The sequence below is a fragment of the Klebsiella sp. JN_Kp122 genome, from assembly GCF_040062085.1.
GTDB classification, from domain to species: Bacteria; Pseudomonadota; Gammaproteobacteria; order Enterobacterales; family Enterobacteriaceae; genus Klebsiella; species Klebsiella aerogenes.
The window spans coordinates 1-16,192 of sequence record NZ_JBEAHW010000044.1; the positions used below are offsets into that span (position 1 = coordinate 1).

The window sequence follows — 16,192 nt, forward strand, 5'->3', positions numbered from 1 at the left end:
GCCTTCCTCCTCGCTGAAAGTACTTTACAACCCGAAGGCCTTCTTCATACACGCGGCATGGCTGCATCAGGCTTGCGCCCATTGTGCAATATTCCCCACTGCTGCCTCCCGTAGGAGTCTGGACCGTGTCTCAGTTCCAGTGTGGCTGGTCATCCTCTCAGACCAGCTAGGGATCGTCGCCTAGGTGAGCCATTACCCCACCTACTAGCTAATCCCATCTGGGCACATCTGATGGCATGAGGCCCGAAGGTCCCCCACTTTGGTCTTGCGACGTTATGCGGTATTAGCTACCGTTTCCAGTAGTTATCCCCCTCCATCAGGCAGTTTCCCAGACATTACTCACCCGTCCGCCGCTCGTCACCCGAGAGCAAGCTCTCTGTGCTACCGCTCGACTTGCATGTGTTAGGCCTGCCGCCAGCGTTCAATCTGAGCCATGATCAAACTCTTCAATTTAAGTTTGATGCTCGTGAATTAAACTTCGTAATGAATTACGTATGTTCACTCAGAGACTTGGTATTCATTTTTCGTCCGAGGACGTTAAGAATCCATGTCACTTTGAGTGCCCACACAGATTGTCTGATAAATTGTTAAAGAGCAGTTGCGACGCGCTTTAGCGCTCTGTCGCGAGGTGGCGTATATTACGCTTTCCTCTTTCAGAGTCAACCCTGAATTTCAGAATTTTTCTCTTCAACCGAACCGGCTGTTTGTGTGAAGTGATTCACATCTGCCGTGTCAGTGGGTGCGCATTATAGGGAGCTGCTGAGATATAGCAAGCCTTAAAATACAAAAAACTTATCAAGCGCTCATTAATTACACTTTTCACGTTTATCCTTCTTGATATATAAATGCGAAAACCCAGTGTTCCTGCGGCTTGTAGCGTAGTTACAGTCAAAATCGTTTTTTGCGAAAAAGTGATTTTTCTCGCTCTGCCGACGCCCTCACAACGCTAATGGTGAATTAAGCATCACTCTTGACCCATGACAAAGCGCCACGCTTTCCCTCCTTTCTATAATCAGAGCCGTTTCTTCCTACTGGTAATAATCTATGGCTTATCAACTCAACATTAACTGGCCCGAGTTCTTAGAGAAGTACTGGCAAAAGCAGCCGGTCGTATTAAAGAAGGCGTTTCCGAACTTCATCGACCCCATCACGCCAGATGAACTGGCCGGGTTAGCCATGGAGCCGGAAGTCGATAGCCGGCTGGTCAGCCTGGTCAACGGTAAGTGGCAGGCCAGTAACGGTCCTTTTGAACATTTCGATGGGCTGGGTGAAAACGGCTGGTCCTTGCTGGCCCAGGCGGTAAACCACTGGCATATGCCTGCCGCCGAACTGGTGCGCCCATTCCGCGTACTGCCGGACTGGCGTTTAGACGATCTGATGATCTCCTTCTCCGTTCCTGGCGGCGGCGTTGGCCCACATATCGATCAGTATGACGTCTTTATTATTCAGGGCATGGGCAGCCGCCGCTGGCGCGTGGGTGACAAGCTGCCGATGCGTCAGTTCTGTCCACATCCGGCGCTGCTGCACGTTGATCCGTTCCCGCCGATTATTGATGAAGATCTGGAGCCGGGCGACATCCTCTATATTCCGCCTGGATTCCCACACGACGGCGTGACCCACGAAACGGCACTGAACTACTCCGTCGGCTTCCGTGGGCCAAACGGCCGCGACCTGATCAGCAGCTTCGCCGACTATGTGCTGGAAAACGACCTCGGCGGCGAACACTACAGCGACCCGGATCTCACCTGCCGCGAACATCCGGGCCGGGTTGAAGAATATGAACTCGACCGTCTGCGCAACATGATGATCGACATGATTCGCCAACCCGAAGACTTCAAGCAGTGGTTCGGCAGTTTCGTCACCACGCCGCGTCACGAACTGGATATTGCTCCGGCGGAACCGGCATATGAAGAAGAGGAAGTGGTCGATGCGCTGCTGGGCGGGGAAAAGCTTTCTCGCCTGAGCGGCCTGCGCGTTCTGCATATCGGCGACAGCTTCTTCGTGCATAGCGAACAACTCGACACTACCGATGCCGGCGCGCTCGATGCGCTATGTCGCTATACCTCGTTAGGTCAAGAAGAGCTCGGCAGCGGCCTGAAAAATCCGGCGTTCGTTAGCGAACTGACGCGCCTGATTAATCAGGGCTACTGGTATTTCGAAGAGTAAGAGAGTCGCGATACTACGGGCAGCCGCCTGGCGCTGCCCGCTATCTCTCAGGCATTATCCAGGCAACTCGCCCCCATCACCTCCACCACTGATTAGAGAGCTGGAATTTGTTGGCGATGCGCTTTTGCTTCCGCCTGATGGGCAAACGCCTGGCCATTATTCAGCGATTCATGAAATACCGCAGCCTGTTCATGTTCATTCATTTGTGAAAAAGAACGCGGCTGTTTCGGGGAGGCAGGATTGTCGCCCACCTGCGCAAGATGCCCCTGCGCCATCTGCTGATGGGCCGGCGACTGCCCGTTGTTCATCATCTCATGCGCCAACGCCGCGTTGTGATGAGTCATTTCCGCAGCATTCGCCACACTTGCTGCAAAAATAACGCTGATAGCCACGATAGTGCGTACTGTGTTCATTCTATTACTCCCTGCAGATTAACAAATAGTGAGTCATCAACAGGAAGGATAAAATACTGGCTCTGTCGCCAGCGTGACCGCATTATGACGAAGTCGTCAGATGAGGTCGTTATTGCGCATATTTTGGTAATACCACAATAAAACGCGTAGAGCGCGAATCGGACTGCACCGCCACGCTGCCGTGGTGAGCGCTGACAATCGATTTTACAATCGCCAGACCGATGCCGCTGCCCTCGCCTTTGCGCTGGCGCGAGGGGTCGACGCGATAGAAACGATCAAACAGGCGTGGCAGATGCGCGGCGGCAATCGGCGCGCCGGGGTTCTCCACCACCAGGCGAATCTTCTCGGCGCTTTCGCTCAACTGAATGGTCACCGCCTGCCCGGCCGGCGTATAGCGAATCGCGTTCGACAGCAGGTTGCTGATTGCCCGCCGCAGCATCAGCGGGTCGCCAATCACCCGGCAGTGGCTACCGACAAAACGCAGCGCCACCTCTTTTTCTTCCGCCCACGCTTCAAAGAACTCAAACACCTTATTCACTTCCTCGGCCAGATCCAGCGCACGCTGTTCAGGGATCAGCTGGTTATTATCGGCCTGGGCAAGGAACAGCATATCGCTGACCATCCGCGACATGCGCGAGAACTCTTCGAGATTGGAATAGAGCACCTCTTCCAGCTCCTGCTGGCTGCGGCTCTGGCTTAAGGCGATTTCGGTTTGCGTGACCAGGTTGGTAATCGGCGTACGGATTTCATGGGCGATATCGGCGGAAAAGTTCGACTGGCGAGTAAAGACATCCTCTATGCGCTCCAGCATATGGTTAAACGACAGCGCCAGCCGTTCCAGCTCAATGGGCACCGCCTGCGGGTCAAGGCGCACATCAAGATCCCGCGAGGTAATATTCTGGATCTGGCGGCTGATTTGGCGAATCGGCTTATGCCCCTGATAGACTACAAACAGCACGATGGCGATAATCAGCAGGCTGATTATCGACGCCGCGGAAATCAGCTTCGCTTTGAGTTCATTAATATAGTGCAGGTGAAAATCGATCGATAAGGCCATCAGCAGATGCCAGGCCGGTTTGCCATCTGCCTGCTTGCCCAGCGGCAACATGATTAGCCGCCAGGAGCGAGTCTCCATTTGATGATTATCATGAACCATTTCCCGCGGCTGCGGGTCGGTCCATGAAATCACATTACCATCGCGCAACTTCATCGCCAGCCCCGGCGTACTCATAATATGGCTGAGTTCCGGGCCGTCTGGCGACTGAAATAAGATATTGCCCTCGGCATCATCCAGACAGATAAAGACGTTAGCGTAGCCGCCAATCACGTTTTTTAAGATCTCCAGCCGCCGCTCCTGCGGATAGTCGGCGTGGTTGAGCACCGTCTCAAGCGTGGTGCTTAGCTGCTTGAGGTCGTGAACATCGCGCTCTTCAAAGTGGGCCTTCACCGAATGGATCATGATCCAGGTGAAGGCAAAGAAAGCGATGATGGTGGCGAGGCTGATAAAGAAGGTCAGCCGGGTGGCCAACGAAAAGGGGCGCTTAGCGGCCATCCGGCACCTCAAGCATATAGCCGACGCCGCGCACGGTCTGGATAAGCTTCGGCTCGAAGTCGTTATCGATTTTGGCGCGCAGCCGCTTCACTGCCACGTCGATAGCGTTAGTGTCGCTGTCGAAATTCATATCCCACACCTGCGACGCGATCAGCGAACGGGGTAGCACCTCGCCCTGATGGCGCAAGAAGAACTCCAGCAGGGTAAACTCTTTGCTGGTCAGGGTGATACGAGTCGCGCCACGCGTCACCTTGCGGCTGACCAAATCAACGCTGAGATCGGCCGCCTGAAACTGGCTTTCTACTATTACCGCCGCCCCGCGACGCAGCAGAGTGCGCACCCGCGCCAGCAGTTCCGCAAAAGCAAAGGGCTTCACCAGATAGTCGTCGGCGCCCAGCTCCAGCCCCTTCACCCGATGCTCGATAGTGCCAAGCGCGGTGAGCAGCAGGATCGGCATCCCTTTATTGGCGACGCGCAGCATGCGCACGATATCCCAGCCGTTGACGTCCGGCAGCATGATGTCGAGGATCAGCAGATCGTAGTCGCTGGTCATCGCCAGGTGATAACCGTTAAGGCCGTTGTCGGCCAGGTCGACGACGAATCCGGCTTCGGTAAGCCCTTTGGTCAGGTACTCCCCGGTTTTCTTCTCATCTTCGACAATCAAAATCTTCACGGTTGGCTCCTTCACGCGCGCTCTGTGCGGGTATTCAATTTTAGAGGAGCCCCTCCGGATAGCAATGAAATATCAGGAAAATGACAGCTTTGTCATTTTCCTGTCACGCGTTGAACAGAGCCCGCTGCGTAAAGTATCCGCCATTGATAAATCGCCGAAAACCGTCTGTCGCCATGCGCCCAATAAAGCTTCTTACTCTCAGCGTGATATTCGCCTTAACCGGCTGTTTGTCACTTGCTCCGGACTACCAGCGCCCCGCCGCGCCGGTACCGCAGCAGTTCTCTCTCAGCCAGAACAAACTGGTTACCGCGACGGCGGGCTACCAGGAGACCGGTTGGCGCACCTTTTTCGTCGACCCGCAGGTGAAAAGCCTGATTAGCACCGCGCTGACCAACAACCGCGATCTACGGATGGCGACGCTGAAAGTGCAGGAAGCCCGCGCCCAGTACCGGGTGACCGACGCCGACCGCTACCCGCAGCTTAACGGCGACGGCAGCACCACCTATGGCGGCAAGCTCAAAGGCGACACCACCACCAGCAGCGATTATGCCGCCGGCTTGAATCTCAGCTACGACCTCGACTTCTTTGGCCGGTTGAAAAACCTTAGCGAGGCCGACCGACAGAACTTCTTCGCCAGCGAAGAGGCGCGGCGCACGGTGCATATCCTGTTGATTGCTAACGTTTCACAAAGCTACTTCAACCAGCGGCTGGCGGCGGCGCAGCTGCAGGTGGCGAACGACACCTTACAGAACTATCAGCAGTCTTACGCCTTCGTTGAAAAACAGCTGCTGACCGGCAGCACCACCGTTCTGGCGCTGGAACAGGCGCGCGGCATGATCGAAAGCACCCGTGCCGATATCGCCAAACGGCAAGGTCAACTGGCGCAGGCCAATAACGCCCTGCAACTGCTGCTCGGCAGCTATCAACGGCTGCCGGACGATAGCGCCAGCAGCGCGGTGGATCTGAAAGGCGTAACCCTGCCGCCGTCGCTCTCCTCAGAGATCCTGCTGCAGCGGCCGGATATTTTAGAAGCCGAACACAGCCTGTTGGCGGCAAACGCCAATATCGGCGCCGCGCGGGCGGCCTTCTTCCCGTCGATTACCCTGACCAGCTCGCTCTCCGGCAGCAGCAGCGAGCTCTCCAGCCTGTTTAACGCCGGCAGCGCGATGTGGAACTTTATCCCAAAAATCGAACTGCCGATTTTCAACGCCGGGCGTAATCAGGCCAACCTCGATCTGGCGGAGATCCGCCAGCAGCAGCAGGTAGTCAACTATGAGCAAAAAATACAGTCCGCCTTTAAAGAGGTGGCCGACGCGCTGGCCCTGCGCCAAAGCCTGGCCGATCAGATTGCCGCCCAGGAACGCTATCTCGCTTCACTAAATATCACCCTGCAGCGCGCGACTGCGCTCTATCGTCACGGCGCGGTCAGCTACATCGAAGTCCTGAGCGCCCAGCGCGACATTTTCACCACCCGACAAACCCTGCTGGAACTCAACTATTCCCGTCAGGCTAATGAAATCACCCTGTTCACCGCCCTCGGCGGCGGCTGGATGGAATAACCCGAGGAGTCTTGATTATGAATTCACTGTCTAAAATCGCCCTGTTCACCCTGTTCTCTGGCGCAGTGTTCGCGGCCCAGGCCGCCGAACCGCACGCCGGTATGACAATGCACGAGCAGCCCGCTGCCGCGCAGACGCAAAGCATCACTGGCAAAGGCGTCATTAAAGCCATTGATATGGATAGCAAAAAAATCACTATCGCCCACGACGCCATCCCGGCGGTGAACTGGCCGCCGATGACCATGCGCTTCACCATCACCCCGCAGACGCAGCTCAACAATGTGAAGGATGGCGACAGCGTGGACTTCACCTTCGTTCAGCAGGGCAATCTGTCGCTGTTACAGGATATCCGCGCCCAATAACGGCCCGGCGACGGTAGCCTACCTCAACAACTGAATGGACGACACATGGCATCCCTGACACTGAAAAATACGGCGCTGATCCTCGGCAGCATGCTGGTTGGCTTCGCGCTTACCGCGGCGCTGTATACCCGACTGACGCCGACAATGGATAGCGATCCGGCGGCCGAGCAGCAGCGTAAAGTGCTGTTCTGGTACGACCCGATGTACCCGAATACTCGCTTTGATAAACCGGGTAAATCGCCGTTTATGGATATGGACCTGGTGCCAAAATACGCTGATGAGGAGAGTGCCGCCGCCGGTGCGCCGGGGGTGCGTATCGACCCGACGCAGACCCAAAACCTCGGCGTAAAAACCGCCGCGGTCACCCGCGGGCCGCTGCGCTACGCCCAGACCTTTCCGGCCAACATCAGCTATAACGAGTACCAGTACGTGATTATGCAGGCGCGGGCGGCGGGCTTTATTAATAAAGTCTATCCGCTGACCGTCGGCGACAAAGTCAAGCAAGGCACGCCGTTGCTCGAGCTGACCATCCCGGACTGGGTGGAAGCGCAGAGCGAATATCTGTTGTTGCAGGAGACCGGGGGCACCGCCACGCAGGTTGAGGGGATCCTCGAGCGTCTACGCCTTGCCGGGATGCCGGATGACGATATCCGCCGCCTGAAAACCACGCGTAAAATCCAGACCCGCTTTACCCTCAAAGCGCCAATCGACGGGGTGATCACCGCCTTCGATCTGCGCGCCGGAATGAATATCGCCAAAGATAATGTGGTGGCGAAAATTCAGGGCATGGACCCGGTGTGGGTCAGCGTGGCGGTGCCGGAATCCATCGCCTGGCTAATTAAAGACGCCTCGCAGTTCGCCATTCAGGTTCCCGCCTGGCCGGGCAAAACCTTCAGCATCAACAAATGGACCATTCTCCCCAGCGTCGATAGCGCCACCCGTACCCTGCAGCTGCGCCTGCAGGTCAACAACCCGGATGAAGCGCTGAAGCCGGGGATGAACGCCTATCTGAAACTGACCAGCGAAAGCGCGCCGATGCTGCTAATCCCATCAAAAGCGTTGATCGACAGCGGCAGCGAGCAGCGAGTGATTTCCGTGGATAACGAGGGCCGCTTCGTGCCGAAAATCGTGCAGGCATTCCATGAATCCAATGGCGTTACGGCCATTCGCAGCGGTCTGCAGGAGGGCGAAAAAGTCGTCGCCAGCGGCCTGTTCCTGATCGACTCGGAAGCCAATATCTCCGGCGCGCTGGAGCGCATGCGCACGCAGGCTCCTGATGTCACGGCTCCTGCCGCCCACGCGCACTGAGGAACGGAACAATGATTGAATGGATTATCCGCCGCTCGGTGGCCAACCGCTTCCTGGTGATGATGGCGGCGCTGTTTCTCAGCATCTGGGGGACCTGGACCATCATCCACACCCCGGTAGACGCTCTGCCGGACCTCTCTGATGTACAGGTGATCGTCAAAACCAGCTATCCGGGGCAGGCGCCGCAGATCGTCGAAAACCAGGTCACCTGGCCGCTGACCACCACCATGCTGTCAGTCCCTGGCGCCAAAACGGTGCGCGGCTTCTCGCAGTTTGGCGACTCCTACGTGTATGTGATTTTTGAAGACGGCACCGATCCTTACTGGGCGCGCTCGCGGGTGCTGGAGTATCTCAACCAGGTGCAGGGCAAACTGCCCGCCGGGGTCAGCGCCGAAATGGGCCCGGACGCCACCGGCGTTGGCTGGGTCTTCGAGTACGCGCTGGTCGACCGCAGCGGCAAACATGACCTCGCCGAACTGCGCTCGTTGCAGGACTGGTTCTTAAAATATGAGCTAAAAACCATTCCAAACGTCTCGGAAGTGGCGTCGGTAGGCGGCGTGGTCAAGGAGTATCAGATTGTCGTCGACCCGATGAAGCTGACCCAGTACGGCATCAGCCTCGGCGAGGTGAAATCGGCGCTGGATGCGTCTAACCAGGAAGCCGGCGGTTCTTCCGTCGAACTGGCGGAAGCCGAATATATGGTGCGCGCCAGCGGCTACCTGCAGACGCTCGACGACTTCAAAAATATCGTACTGAAAACCAGCGATAACGGCGTGCCGGTCTATCTCGGCGACGTCGCGCGGGTGCAGATCGGCCCGGAGATGCGCCGCGGTATCGCCGAGCTTAACGGCGAAGGCGAAGTGGCCGGCGGCGTGGTGATCCTGCGCTCCGGCAAGAACGCCCGCGAGGTGATCTCGGCGGTCAAAGAGAAGCTGGCATCGCTGCAAAGCAGCCTGCCGGAAGGGGTTGAAGTGGTTACCCCCTACGACCGCAGCCAGCTTATCGACCGCGCCATCGACAACCTCAGCTACAAGCTGCTGGAAGAGTTTATCGTCGTTGCGCTGGTCTGCGCCCTGTTCCTGTGGCACGTGCGCTCGGCGCTGGTGGCGATTATTTCGCTGCCGCTCGGCCTGTGTTTCGCCTTTATCATGATGCATTTCCAGGGGCTTAACGCCAACATCATGTCGCTGGGCGGGATCGCCATTGCGGTGGGGGCGATGGTCGATGCTGCCATCGTGATGATTGAGAACGCCCATAAGCGGCTGGAAGAGTGGGAACATCAGCACCCGGGAGAGAAGCTAAGCAACGACATCCGCTGGAAAATCATTACCGATGCGTCGGTGGAGGTCGGCCCGGCACTGTTTATCAGCCTGCTGATCATTACCCTGTCGTTTATCCCGATTTTCACCCTCGAAGGCCAGGAGGGCAAACTGTTCGGCCCGCTGGCCTTCACCAAAACCTGGTCGATGGCCGGGGCGGCGCTGCTGGCGATCGTGGTGATCCCGATCCTGATGGGCTTCTGGATCCGCGGCAAGATCCCGGCGGAGAACAGCAATCCGCTGAACCGCTTTTTGATCCGCATTTATCACCCGCTGCTGCTGAAGGTACTGCACTGGCCGAAGACTACCCTGCTGATCGCGCTCCTGTCGATCCTGACGGTTATCTGGCCGCTTAACCGGGTCGGCGGCGAGTTTCTGCCGCAGATTAACGAAGGCGACCTGCTGTATATGCCGTCAACGCTGCCGGGGATCTCCGCTGCGCAGGCGGCGGATATGCTGCAGAAAACCGATAAGCTGATCATGACGGTGCCGGAAGTGGCGCGGGTGTTCGGCAAAACCGGCAAGGCCGAAACCGCCACCGACTCGGCGCCGCTGGAGATGGTAGAGACCACGATTCAGCTCAAGCCGCAGGATCAGTGGCGACCGGGGATGACCATGGAGAAGATCGTCGAGGAGCTGGATAAAACCGTGCGTTTGCCGGGGCTGGCGAACCTGTGGGTGCCGCCGATCCGCAACCGCATCGACATGCTCTCCACCGGCATCAAGAGCCCGATCGGCATTAAAGTTTCCGGCACTAACCTGGCCGATATCGACGCCATCGCCGAACAAATTGAAGTGGTGGCGCGCACCGTGCCGGGGGTCACGTCAGCATTAGCCGAGCGGCTGGTCGGCGGGCGCTACCTCAACATTGATATTCAGCGTGAGAAGGCGGCCCGTTACGGCATGACCGTCGGCGATGTGCAGCTGTTCGTCTCGTTCGCCATCGGCGGCGCGATGGTTGGCGAAACGGTAGAGGGCGTCGAGCGATATCCGATCAACATCCGCTACCCGCAGAGCTATCGCGACAGCCCGGAGATCCTCCGCCAGTTGCCGATCCTCACGCCGCTGAAGCAGCAGATCGTGCTCGGCGACGTCGCCGAGGTTAAAGTCGTTACCGGGCCATCGATGCTGAAGACCGAGAACGCCCGCCCGACCAGTTGGATCTACATCGACGCCCGCGACCGCGATATGGTGTCGGTGGTGCGCGATCTGCAGCAGGCCATCGGCAAAGAGGTGAAGCTGAAGCCGGGCATCAGCGTCTCCTACTCCGGGCAGTTTGAGCTGCTGGAGCGCGCCAATCAGAAGCTGAAGCTGATGGTGCCGATGACGCTAATGATTATCTTCGTGCTGCTGTACCTGGCGTTCCGCCGCTTCGGCGAGGCGTTGCTGATTATCACCAGCGTGCCGTTCGCCCTCGTCGGCGGGATCTGGTTCCTTTACTGGATGGGGTTCCATTTGTCGGTGGCCACCGGTACCGGCTTTATCGCCCTGGCCGGAGTGGCGGCGGAGTTTGGCGTGGTGATGCTGATGTACCTGCGCCACGCCATCGAGGCGGAGCCATCGCTGGAGAACCCGCAGACCTTCAGCGCCGATAAGCTCGACGAGGCGCTGTACCAAGGCGCGGTGCTGCGCGTGCGGCCAAAGGCGATGACCGTGGCGGTGATTATCGCTGGCCTGCTGCCGATTTTATGGGGCACTGGCGCCGGTTCGGAAGTGATGAGCCGTATCGCCGCGCCGATGATTGGCGGGATGATCACCGCGCCGCTGTTGTCGCTGTTTATCATTCCGGCGGCATATAAGCTGATGTGGCTGTATCGGCATCGGGGCAAGCGCGGAGAATAAATAAAGGCAAGCCCGTTGGTATTTCACCGGCGGGCTTTTTAATTATTAGACCCACAAGTCATTCCCTCATTTAACCAACATCCACACTCATATTATCTCATCCTCTACGCCAATCGGCCTTCACGCCACGTTATTCCCTTTAGCTTCATTGATTTTCCTGCTCACCCTGACTGCGTATTTATCACGCAGAGAAAAGGTGGGCCTTAATTCAATGAGCGCTATCGATGAACCTGAATCCTTTTCCACCCTGTTTATTTTTGCTGTTATTACTTTCTGCCCTGAATACGATATCACCCTGCCATGCCGCGACAGCAAAGGTGGATAATTGCGAAGTTGGCTGCCCAACCGGCGGCAGCCAACAGACGCTCTTCCGCGCGGCCTACACGCTGAACAATAACCCCAGTCGAAAACTGGCCAACTGGGTAGCGTATAAAATCACCCGTGCCAGCGAGGCCAGCAACCGGGCAAGAGTGTGGAAGCAGGACCCCGATTTACCCGCAGCCGATACCCTGGCGCCCGCCGACTATCGCCGGGCCAACACCTTACTGGCGGTCGATCGCGGCCATCAGGCACCGCTGGCGAGCCTCGGCGGCGCGGAGGACTGGCCTGCGCTGAACTATCTGTCGAATATCACCCCGCAGGAAGCGGCGCTGAATCAGGGAGCATGGGCGCGGCTGGAAGACGCGGAGCGCGCGTTAGCCGGGCGCCCGGAGGTGACGGCGCTTTATTCGGTTACCGGGCCACTGTTCGAACGGCATATCGCCACGCTGCCCGCCGCGCCGGGCGTGGAGATCCCCAGCGGTTACTGGAAGATTATTTTCCTCGATAGCGGCCCGCAGAGCGGCCAGTACGCAGCATTCGTGCTGGACCAGGCAACGCCGCGCGATGCCAATTTTTGCGACCATCAGGTGACGGTGGCGGAGATTGAGCGCCGCACCAGTCCGCATTTGACGCTGTGGTCAGCACTGCCAGCGGCCACTGCCGCAACCTTAAAAACGCAGCCGGGTAGGTTGGCGCGGGAAATGGGTTGCAGGTAGGGAACGGAGGGGTAAAGTTGTCGACCTGTCGCGATTAACAATCGGCGTCTTACCGCCAGCCAACAAACCAGGTATAGTTGCCGTCTCTGCCACCGCTAAGCGCTGTTGATATCGTATGAAGCTCGGTTATTTTTGTTACTTCCTGCTGGCCCTTGCCGCCGTCGGCAGCGTGTTACTGCCCTATTCCATCGCCATGTGGTTCCTGCTGGCGAACGTGCTAACCTGGCTTATCTACGGCATCGATAAATTAGCCGCCCGTAAAGCCTGGAGCCGGATCCCGGAATCCACCCTGCTGGCCTTCGGCCTGCTTGGCGGATGGCCGGGCGCGATTGCCGGGCAGCAGTGTTTTCGCCACAAAACCCAGAAGCAGCCATTCAGAACGTATTTCATTATTAGCATCGTGCTGAATGTTGTGGTGCTGGTTGGCGGGTATTGGCTGTACCGGGATTATGGGGTGTAGGGTTGGTGACCTGCCCGCTAGTGGTTATGAGCCTGATTCCTGCGAGTTTAATACGTATCCCGAATGTCGCACATTAATCCTCTCGTTTACAGGCATTCAAAATAGCTCTAAATTGCAACGGTATAGTATTGTTTCTTATGCCAACGTAATCGACAGGGGAAATACTTTATCCGGAAAAATTTGCAGCCGAATTAGTGCGGTTGGTGGATGGATAACGCTCTCATTCGTTAAACGGCGTGATTAAACCGATACTGAAATTCACATAAAAAGTGCCATCGGATGATCTTATTGTCGACTTGGTGCGAAGGCCGGACTCGCCTTTGCGTTTAATTTATTGAAAAATAATGGGTTTTGAGGTTCTAACTTAGGGATTTGCCCCCAAAATGGGACATAAAATTGAATACTGGGTGGAAGATCGCAAAGTTGCGTGATTATTTTCCAAGTCCGAAACGCATTCGAGGGTAAGGCCTCTGCCGGCATTTAGCCAGTCGCAGCGAGATTTTTCGAAAGCTTCCAGACCAAAACCACGAGATGGCTAAAGTGCTGTATGAGAGTGGAGAACCCTTCACTATAATCGAATAATGTTCAGTTAGCTTATATTCTGAGCGTTGTAATACCTGCGTTCTTATCATCAATATAATACTTTCTAACAGGAAGTATAGCACGAGGCGAATGGACTTCGCCTTGGCCAGTAACGAAGCCCTATGATGTTATCTAATTAGCATTGTATATATATTTATAAGTGCGCATGCAAATAAGGGTTGAGACTAAGTATTAACTGATTTTCTGGTAATAACCGCGGAGCTACCCAAGCAGGATTTTGTGCATTATTCTCTACTCGTGCAGATTTCTGCCGGACCGCATCCCGAATGTCGCCAATACAACTCAAAGCAGTTCTGTAAGACTGCGAACTGTTAGAAAACTTCTCCGCCTGTTTAAGAAGTGACGAAATAAAGAGGCCACCATTCTCAGTATCGAGAGAATACTCATCTTCGGAACAGGAATAAAGCGTCACGGTCTGAGGGGGCGTATTTTCTATTCGACGCTGATACAGCATCCTTGCCTGACTTTCCGTAAGAAATTCAGGACGAGAACTATAGCTCTCCATTGCTGCTTCAAGCATCATGTCGTTGGCGACATGGCCAGATGCTAATACTCTACAACAGTCAAAAACATTTATTTGTCGAGGACTTAATCCTTTGAGGTCATTTTCAAACATAAGTTGCCCACTATCATTAAGATTAAACCGCGTCTGTGTTTCATCGCGATCTCCATGACCAGTGAAGAATACTATAGAAAAATCTACAGTTTTTTTAACATCGTTCAGTTCAGTTATCAAGCTAGCTCTGGAAGGGTTCTCAAGAATACATATTTCATGTTCATACCATGCCCCTCCTTGTAGACTTTTTAGAAAATTACGGATATTTGCAATATCTACTTGTGTACCGGGTAAATCACTAGCAACATTTGCAATAATAATCGCCTTTCGTTTCATAACTCTTACCCTATATATCTGTTAACAATTTCAATGAATTCTCTTTCGTAGGTATCAATATTTTCGTTTTCATCATTCAAAGGTTGTTTCCAAGCTTTTTTGTGAAGACGAATCCATGATTTAATGTCGGTATGTTGCAAAAACTTATCTTCATTATATTTAAAATGTGAACAAAGACTACTGGCGTAATTAAAAACAAGAGTTGTATAAATATTATACTGAAGGTATTTAACCGCTTCCGGTGAGCCATCTTTAGCTTTGACCGGATCCCATGAATCACAAAACTCTTTGTATTCGCAGTGAGGATACGCCATAGATATTTTAAGAATGTCACTGATTTCTTTATTGAGGTAGCTGAGATTTTCATCTTTTTTACGAGCCACAAAAAACCAGTAAGTGATGCCAGTAGATACAATAACACTGGCGACAGGAGAGATGTATTTAAACCAGTCAATTCCTTGACTGGCTGCGGTTACTGCAATATCAGACAAAATTCAACTCCATGAAAAAAAAGAGAAATAGGCACAAATTAATACCACATAAAAAGTATTGTTTAAAGGTAAGAATGACTCCCCGTGCATACGATACGTTGAAATAATGTATAACTGGGACTCGTAGCAAAGGAGGGGAGAAATGAGCATTTATTATTCAAATTACAAAGAAAGTAGCCCTTCCCCCACTTTCTGCTCTTTACTATCTCACAAATTGCCTTTTCTCATGGCATCCGGCCCCTTCCCCCATTACAATCATTGTTTGTTTTTTTGCGAGCTGCATAGCAGTCTTCAGAGGGTAGATATGACGATGAAAAACGACAAGGCATGGATTGGAGACCTGCTAGGCGGGCCGCTGATGAGCAGGGAAAGTCGAATCATCGCTGAGCTCATGCTTACCGCTCCCGATGAACAGACCTGGCAAGAGCAGATCGTGGGTCATAACATTCTCCAGGCTTCCTCTGCCAATACTGCAAAGCGCTATGCCACAACGATAAAACTACGCCTGAATACGCTTGATAAAGCCGCGTGGTCACTTATTGCGGAAGGGAGCGAGCGCGAGCGTCAGCAATTGCTATTTGTCGCTCTGGTACTCCATTCACCGGTTGTTAAAGACTTCCTGGCTGAAGTGGTAAACGATCTGCGCCGACAATTTAAAGAAAAGCTCCCTATAGATAGCTGGGATGAGTTCGTGACCAGCCATCTTCGTCAGCAGCCCGTACTCACTAGTTACTCAGATTCATCCATCAAAAAAATGGGTAACAACCTGATTAAAGCACTGGCTGAGGCGGGTTATCTGGATACGCCACGCCGACGTAATCTCCAGTCAGTCTTTCTTTTACCAGAAACCCAGGCAACCTTGCAGCGCCTCGGGCAACAAGAATTGGTTTCTATTCTGGAGGGGCAACGGTGATCGATCCCGTGCTTGAATACCGCCTGTCACAGGTTCAGAGCCGCATTAGCGAAGAGCGCTTTCTCAAAAACAACGGCTCAGGTAATGAGATTGGGTTCTGGATTTTTGATTATCCTGCTCAGAATGAGCTACAGGTACGTGAACACCTGAAGTATCTTTTCCGTAATCTGGAAAAGGACCACAAGTTCACGCACCTCAACATCTTTCAGATCATTATCGACATGCTCACCGAACGTGGGTTATTTGAGCGCGTCTGTCAGCAGGAAGTGAAAGTCGGTACCGAAGCGCTGAAAAAACAACTCGTTGGCTTATTGAATCAGAAAAAGATCGCGGATTACATAGCAAAAAAAGTCGATCTTCAGAATCAAGAATTTGTCATCCTGACAGGCATGGGTAATGCCTGGCCGCTGGTTCGTGGCCATGAGCTGATGAGCGCCTTGCAGGACGTAATGGGTTTTACCCCTCTGTTGATGTTTTATCCGGGAACCTATAGCGGACACGATCTCTCCCCCCTGGCGGGTATTGATTCCCGAAATTATTATCGCGCCTTCAGGCTGGTACCCGAAAGCGGGCCTGCGGCGACATTGAATCCTCGTTAAAGA

At 54.5% G+C, this 16,192-nt stretch carries 14 protein-coding genes and 1 rRNA gene; 9 read left to right on the plus strand and 6 right to left on the minus strand.

Features of this window, described 5'->3' with window-relative positions; translation table 11 throughout:
* A 16S ribosomal RNA gene (locus ABLU78_RS18430) occupies positions 1-453 on the minus strand; the annotation flags it as partial.
* 591 nt (positions 454-1,044) lie between these two features.
* On the opposite strand from ABLU78_RS18430, the gene ABLU78_RS18435 reads away from it, so the two are divergent.
* A complete protein-coding gene (locus ABLU78_RS18435) occupies positions 1,045-2,166 on the plus strand; it encodes a cupin domain-containing protein (protein WP_032713608.1) in 1,122 nt (373 codons plus the stop codon).
* Positions 2,167-2,258: 92 nt separating this feature from the next.
* On the opposite strand, the gene ABLU78_RS18440 is transcribed toward ABLU78_RS18435, so the two are convergent.
* From ABLU78_RS18440 to cusR, 3 genes are all read right to left on the minus strand, one after another.
* Positions 2,259-2,579, minus strand: coding sequence for a hypothetical protein (locus tag ABLU78_RS18440; RefSeq protein WP_045378631.1), 321 nt, complete (start codon positions 2,577-2,579; stop codon positions 2,259-2,261).
* 109 nt (positions 2,580-2,688) lie between these two features.
* Positions 2,689-4,131 carry a Cu(+)/Ag(+) sensor histidine kinase gene (locus ABLU78_RS18445; RefSeq protein ID WP_048229570.1) on the minus strand — a complete coding sequence of 481 codons (1,443 nt, stop codon included), beginning with the start codon at positions 4,129-4,131 and terminating at the stop codon, positions 2,689-2,691.
* Complete coding sequence (cusR, locus tag ABLU78_RS18450; protein WP_048229572.1) at positions 4,121-4,804, minus strand: copper response regulator transcription factor CusR; 684 nt, start codon at positions 4,802-4,804, stop codon at positions 4,121-4,123. Before cusR ends, ABLU78_RS18445 begins: the two co-directional genes overlap by 11 nt.
* A gap of 173 nt (positions 4,805-4,977) precedes the next feature.
* Between cusR and ABLU78_RS18455 the strand changes: the two genes are divergently transcribed.
* From ABLU78_RS18455 to ABLU78_RS18480, 6 genes are all read left to right on the plus strand, one after another.
* Complete coding sequence (locus ABLU78_RS18455) at positions 4,978-6,363, plus strand: efflux transporter outer membrane subunit (RefSeq protein WP_032713606.1); 1,386 nt, start codon at positions 4,978-4,980, stop codon at positions 6,361-6,363.
* A gap of 17 nt (positions 6,364-6,380) precedes the next feature.
* Positions 6,381-6,725: a cation efflux system protein CusF gene (gene cusF / locus ABLU78_RS18460; protein WP_020079739.1), complete on the plus strand. Its 345-nt coding sequence runs from the start codon at positions 6,381-6,383 to the stop codon at positions 6,723-6,725.
* 45 nt (positions 6,726-6,770) lie between these two features.
* Positions 6,771-8,033: an efflux RND transporter periplasmic adaptor subunit gene (locus tag ABLU78_RS18465; protein ID WP_048229573.1), complete on the plus strand. Its 1,263-nt coding sequence runs from the start codon at positions 6,771-6,773 to the stop codon at positions 8,031-8,033.
* Positions 8,034-8,044: 11 nt separating this feature from the next.
* A complete protein-coding gene (locus ABLU78_RS18470; RefSeq protein WP_048229574.1) occupies positions 8,045-11,194 on the plus strand; it encodes a CusA/CzcA family heavy metal efflux RND transporter in 3,150 nt (1,049 codons plus the stop codon).
* Between the two features lie 278 nt (positions 11,195-11,472).
* Entirely contained in the window at positions 11,473-12,231 is a 759-nt protein-coding gene (locus tag ABLU78_RS18475; RefSeq protein WP_207117396.1) for a DNA/RNA non-specific endonuclease, read from the plus strand.
* A 115-nt stretch (positions 12,232-12,346) separates the two neighbouring features.
* A complete protein-coding gene (locus ABLU78_RS18480) occupies positions 12,347-12,691 on the plus strand; it encodes a DUF1294 domain-containing protein (RefSeq protein ID WP_048229578.1) in 345 nt (114 codons plus the stop codon).
* Positions 12,692-13,427: 736 nt separating this feature from the next.
* On the opposite strand, the gene ABLU78_RS18485 is transcribed toward ABLU78_RS18480, so the two are convergent.
* Together ABLU78_RS18485 and ABLU78_RS18490 are read right to left on the minus strand one after the other, a co-directional pair.
* Entirely contained in the window at positions 13,428-14,186 is a 759-nt protein-coding gene (locus tag ABLU78_RS18485) for a caspase family protein (protein WP_084832200.1), read from the minus strand.
* A 5-nt stretch (positions 14,187-14,191) separates the two neighbouring features.
* Complete coding sequence (locus ABLU78_RS18490) at positions 14,192-14,677, minus strand: hypothetical protein (RefSeq protein ID WP_070534019.1); 486 nt, start codon at positions 14,675-14,677, stop codon at positions 14,192-14,194.
* Positions 14,678-14,987: 310 nt separating this feature from the next.
* On the opposite strand from ABLU78_RS18490, the gene ABLU78_RS18495 reads away from it, so the two are divergent.
* Both ABLU78_RS18495 and ABLU78_RS18500 read left to right on the plus strand, forming a co-directional pair.
* Positions 14,988-15,590: a DUF1819 family protein gene (locus ABLU78_RS18495; RefSeq protein WP_102135186.1), complete on the plus strand. Its 603-nt coding sequence runs from the start codon at positions 14,988-14,990 to the stop codon at positions 15,588-15,590.
* Entirely contained in the window at positions 15,587-16,189 is a 603-nt protein-coding gene (locus ABLU78_RS18500; RefSeq protein ID WP_044865654.1) for a DUF1788 domain-containing protein, read from the plus strand. The genes ABLU78_RS18495 and ABLU78_RS18500 overlap by 4 nt, the downstream gene beginning before the upstream one ends.
* Positions 16,190-16,192 lie beyond the last annotated feature (3 nt).

Excerpts from the sequence above, each read along its gene's own strand:
- ABLU78_RS18495 (WP_102135186.1), top strand. The coding sequence starts at position 14,988 with ATGAAAAACGACAAGGCATGGATTGGAGACCTGCTAGGCGGGCCGCTG.
- ABLU78_RS18440 (WP_045378631.1), bottom strand. The coding sequence starts at position 2,579 with ATGAACACAGTACGCACTATCGTGGCTATCAGCGTTATTTTTGCAGCA.
- ABLU78_RS18445 (WP_048229570.1), bottom strand. The coding sequence starts at position 4,131 with ATGGCCGCTAAGCGCCCCTTTTCGTTGGCCACCCGGCTGACCTTCTTT.
- ABLU78_RS18485 (WP_084832200.1), bottom strand. The coding sequence starts at position 14,186 with ATGAAACGAAAGGCGATTATTATTGCAAATGTTGCTAGTGATTTACCC.
- ABLU78_RS18480 (WP_048229578.1), top strand. The coding sequence starts at position 12,347 with ATGAAGCTCGGTTATTTTTGTTACTTCCTGCTGGCCCTTGCCGCCGTC.
- ABLU78_RS18455 (WP_032713606.1), top strand. The coding sequence starts at position 4,978 with ATGCGCCCAATAAAGCTTCTTACTCTCAGCGTGATATTCGCCTTAACC.
- ABLU78_RS18470 (WP_048229574.1), top strand. The coding sequence starts at position 8,045 with ATGATTGAATGGATTATCCGCCGCTCGGTGGCCAACCGCTTCCTGGTG.
- cusF (WP_020079739.1), top strand. The coding sequence starts at position 6,381 with ATGAATTCACTGTCTAAAATCGCCCTGTTCACCCTGTTCTCTGGCGCA.
- ABLU78_RS18435 (WP_032713608.1), top strand. The coding sequence starts at position 1,045 with ATGGCTTATCAACTCAACATTAACTGGCCCGAGTTCTTAGAGAAGTAC.
- ABLU78_RS18465 (WP_048229573.1), top strand. The coding sequence starts at position 6,771 with ATGGCATCCCTGACACTGAAAAATACGGCGCTGATCCTCGGCAGCATG.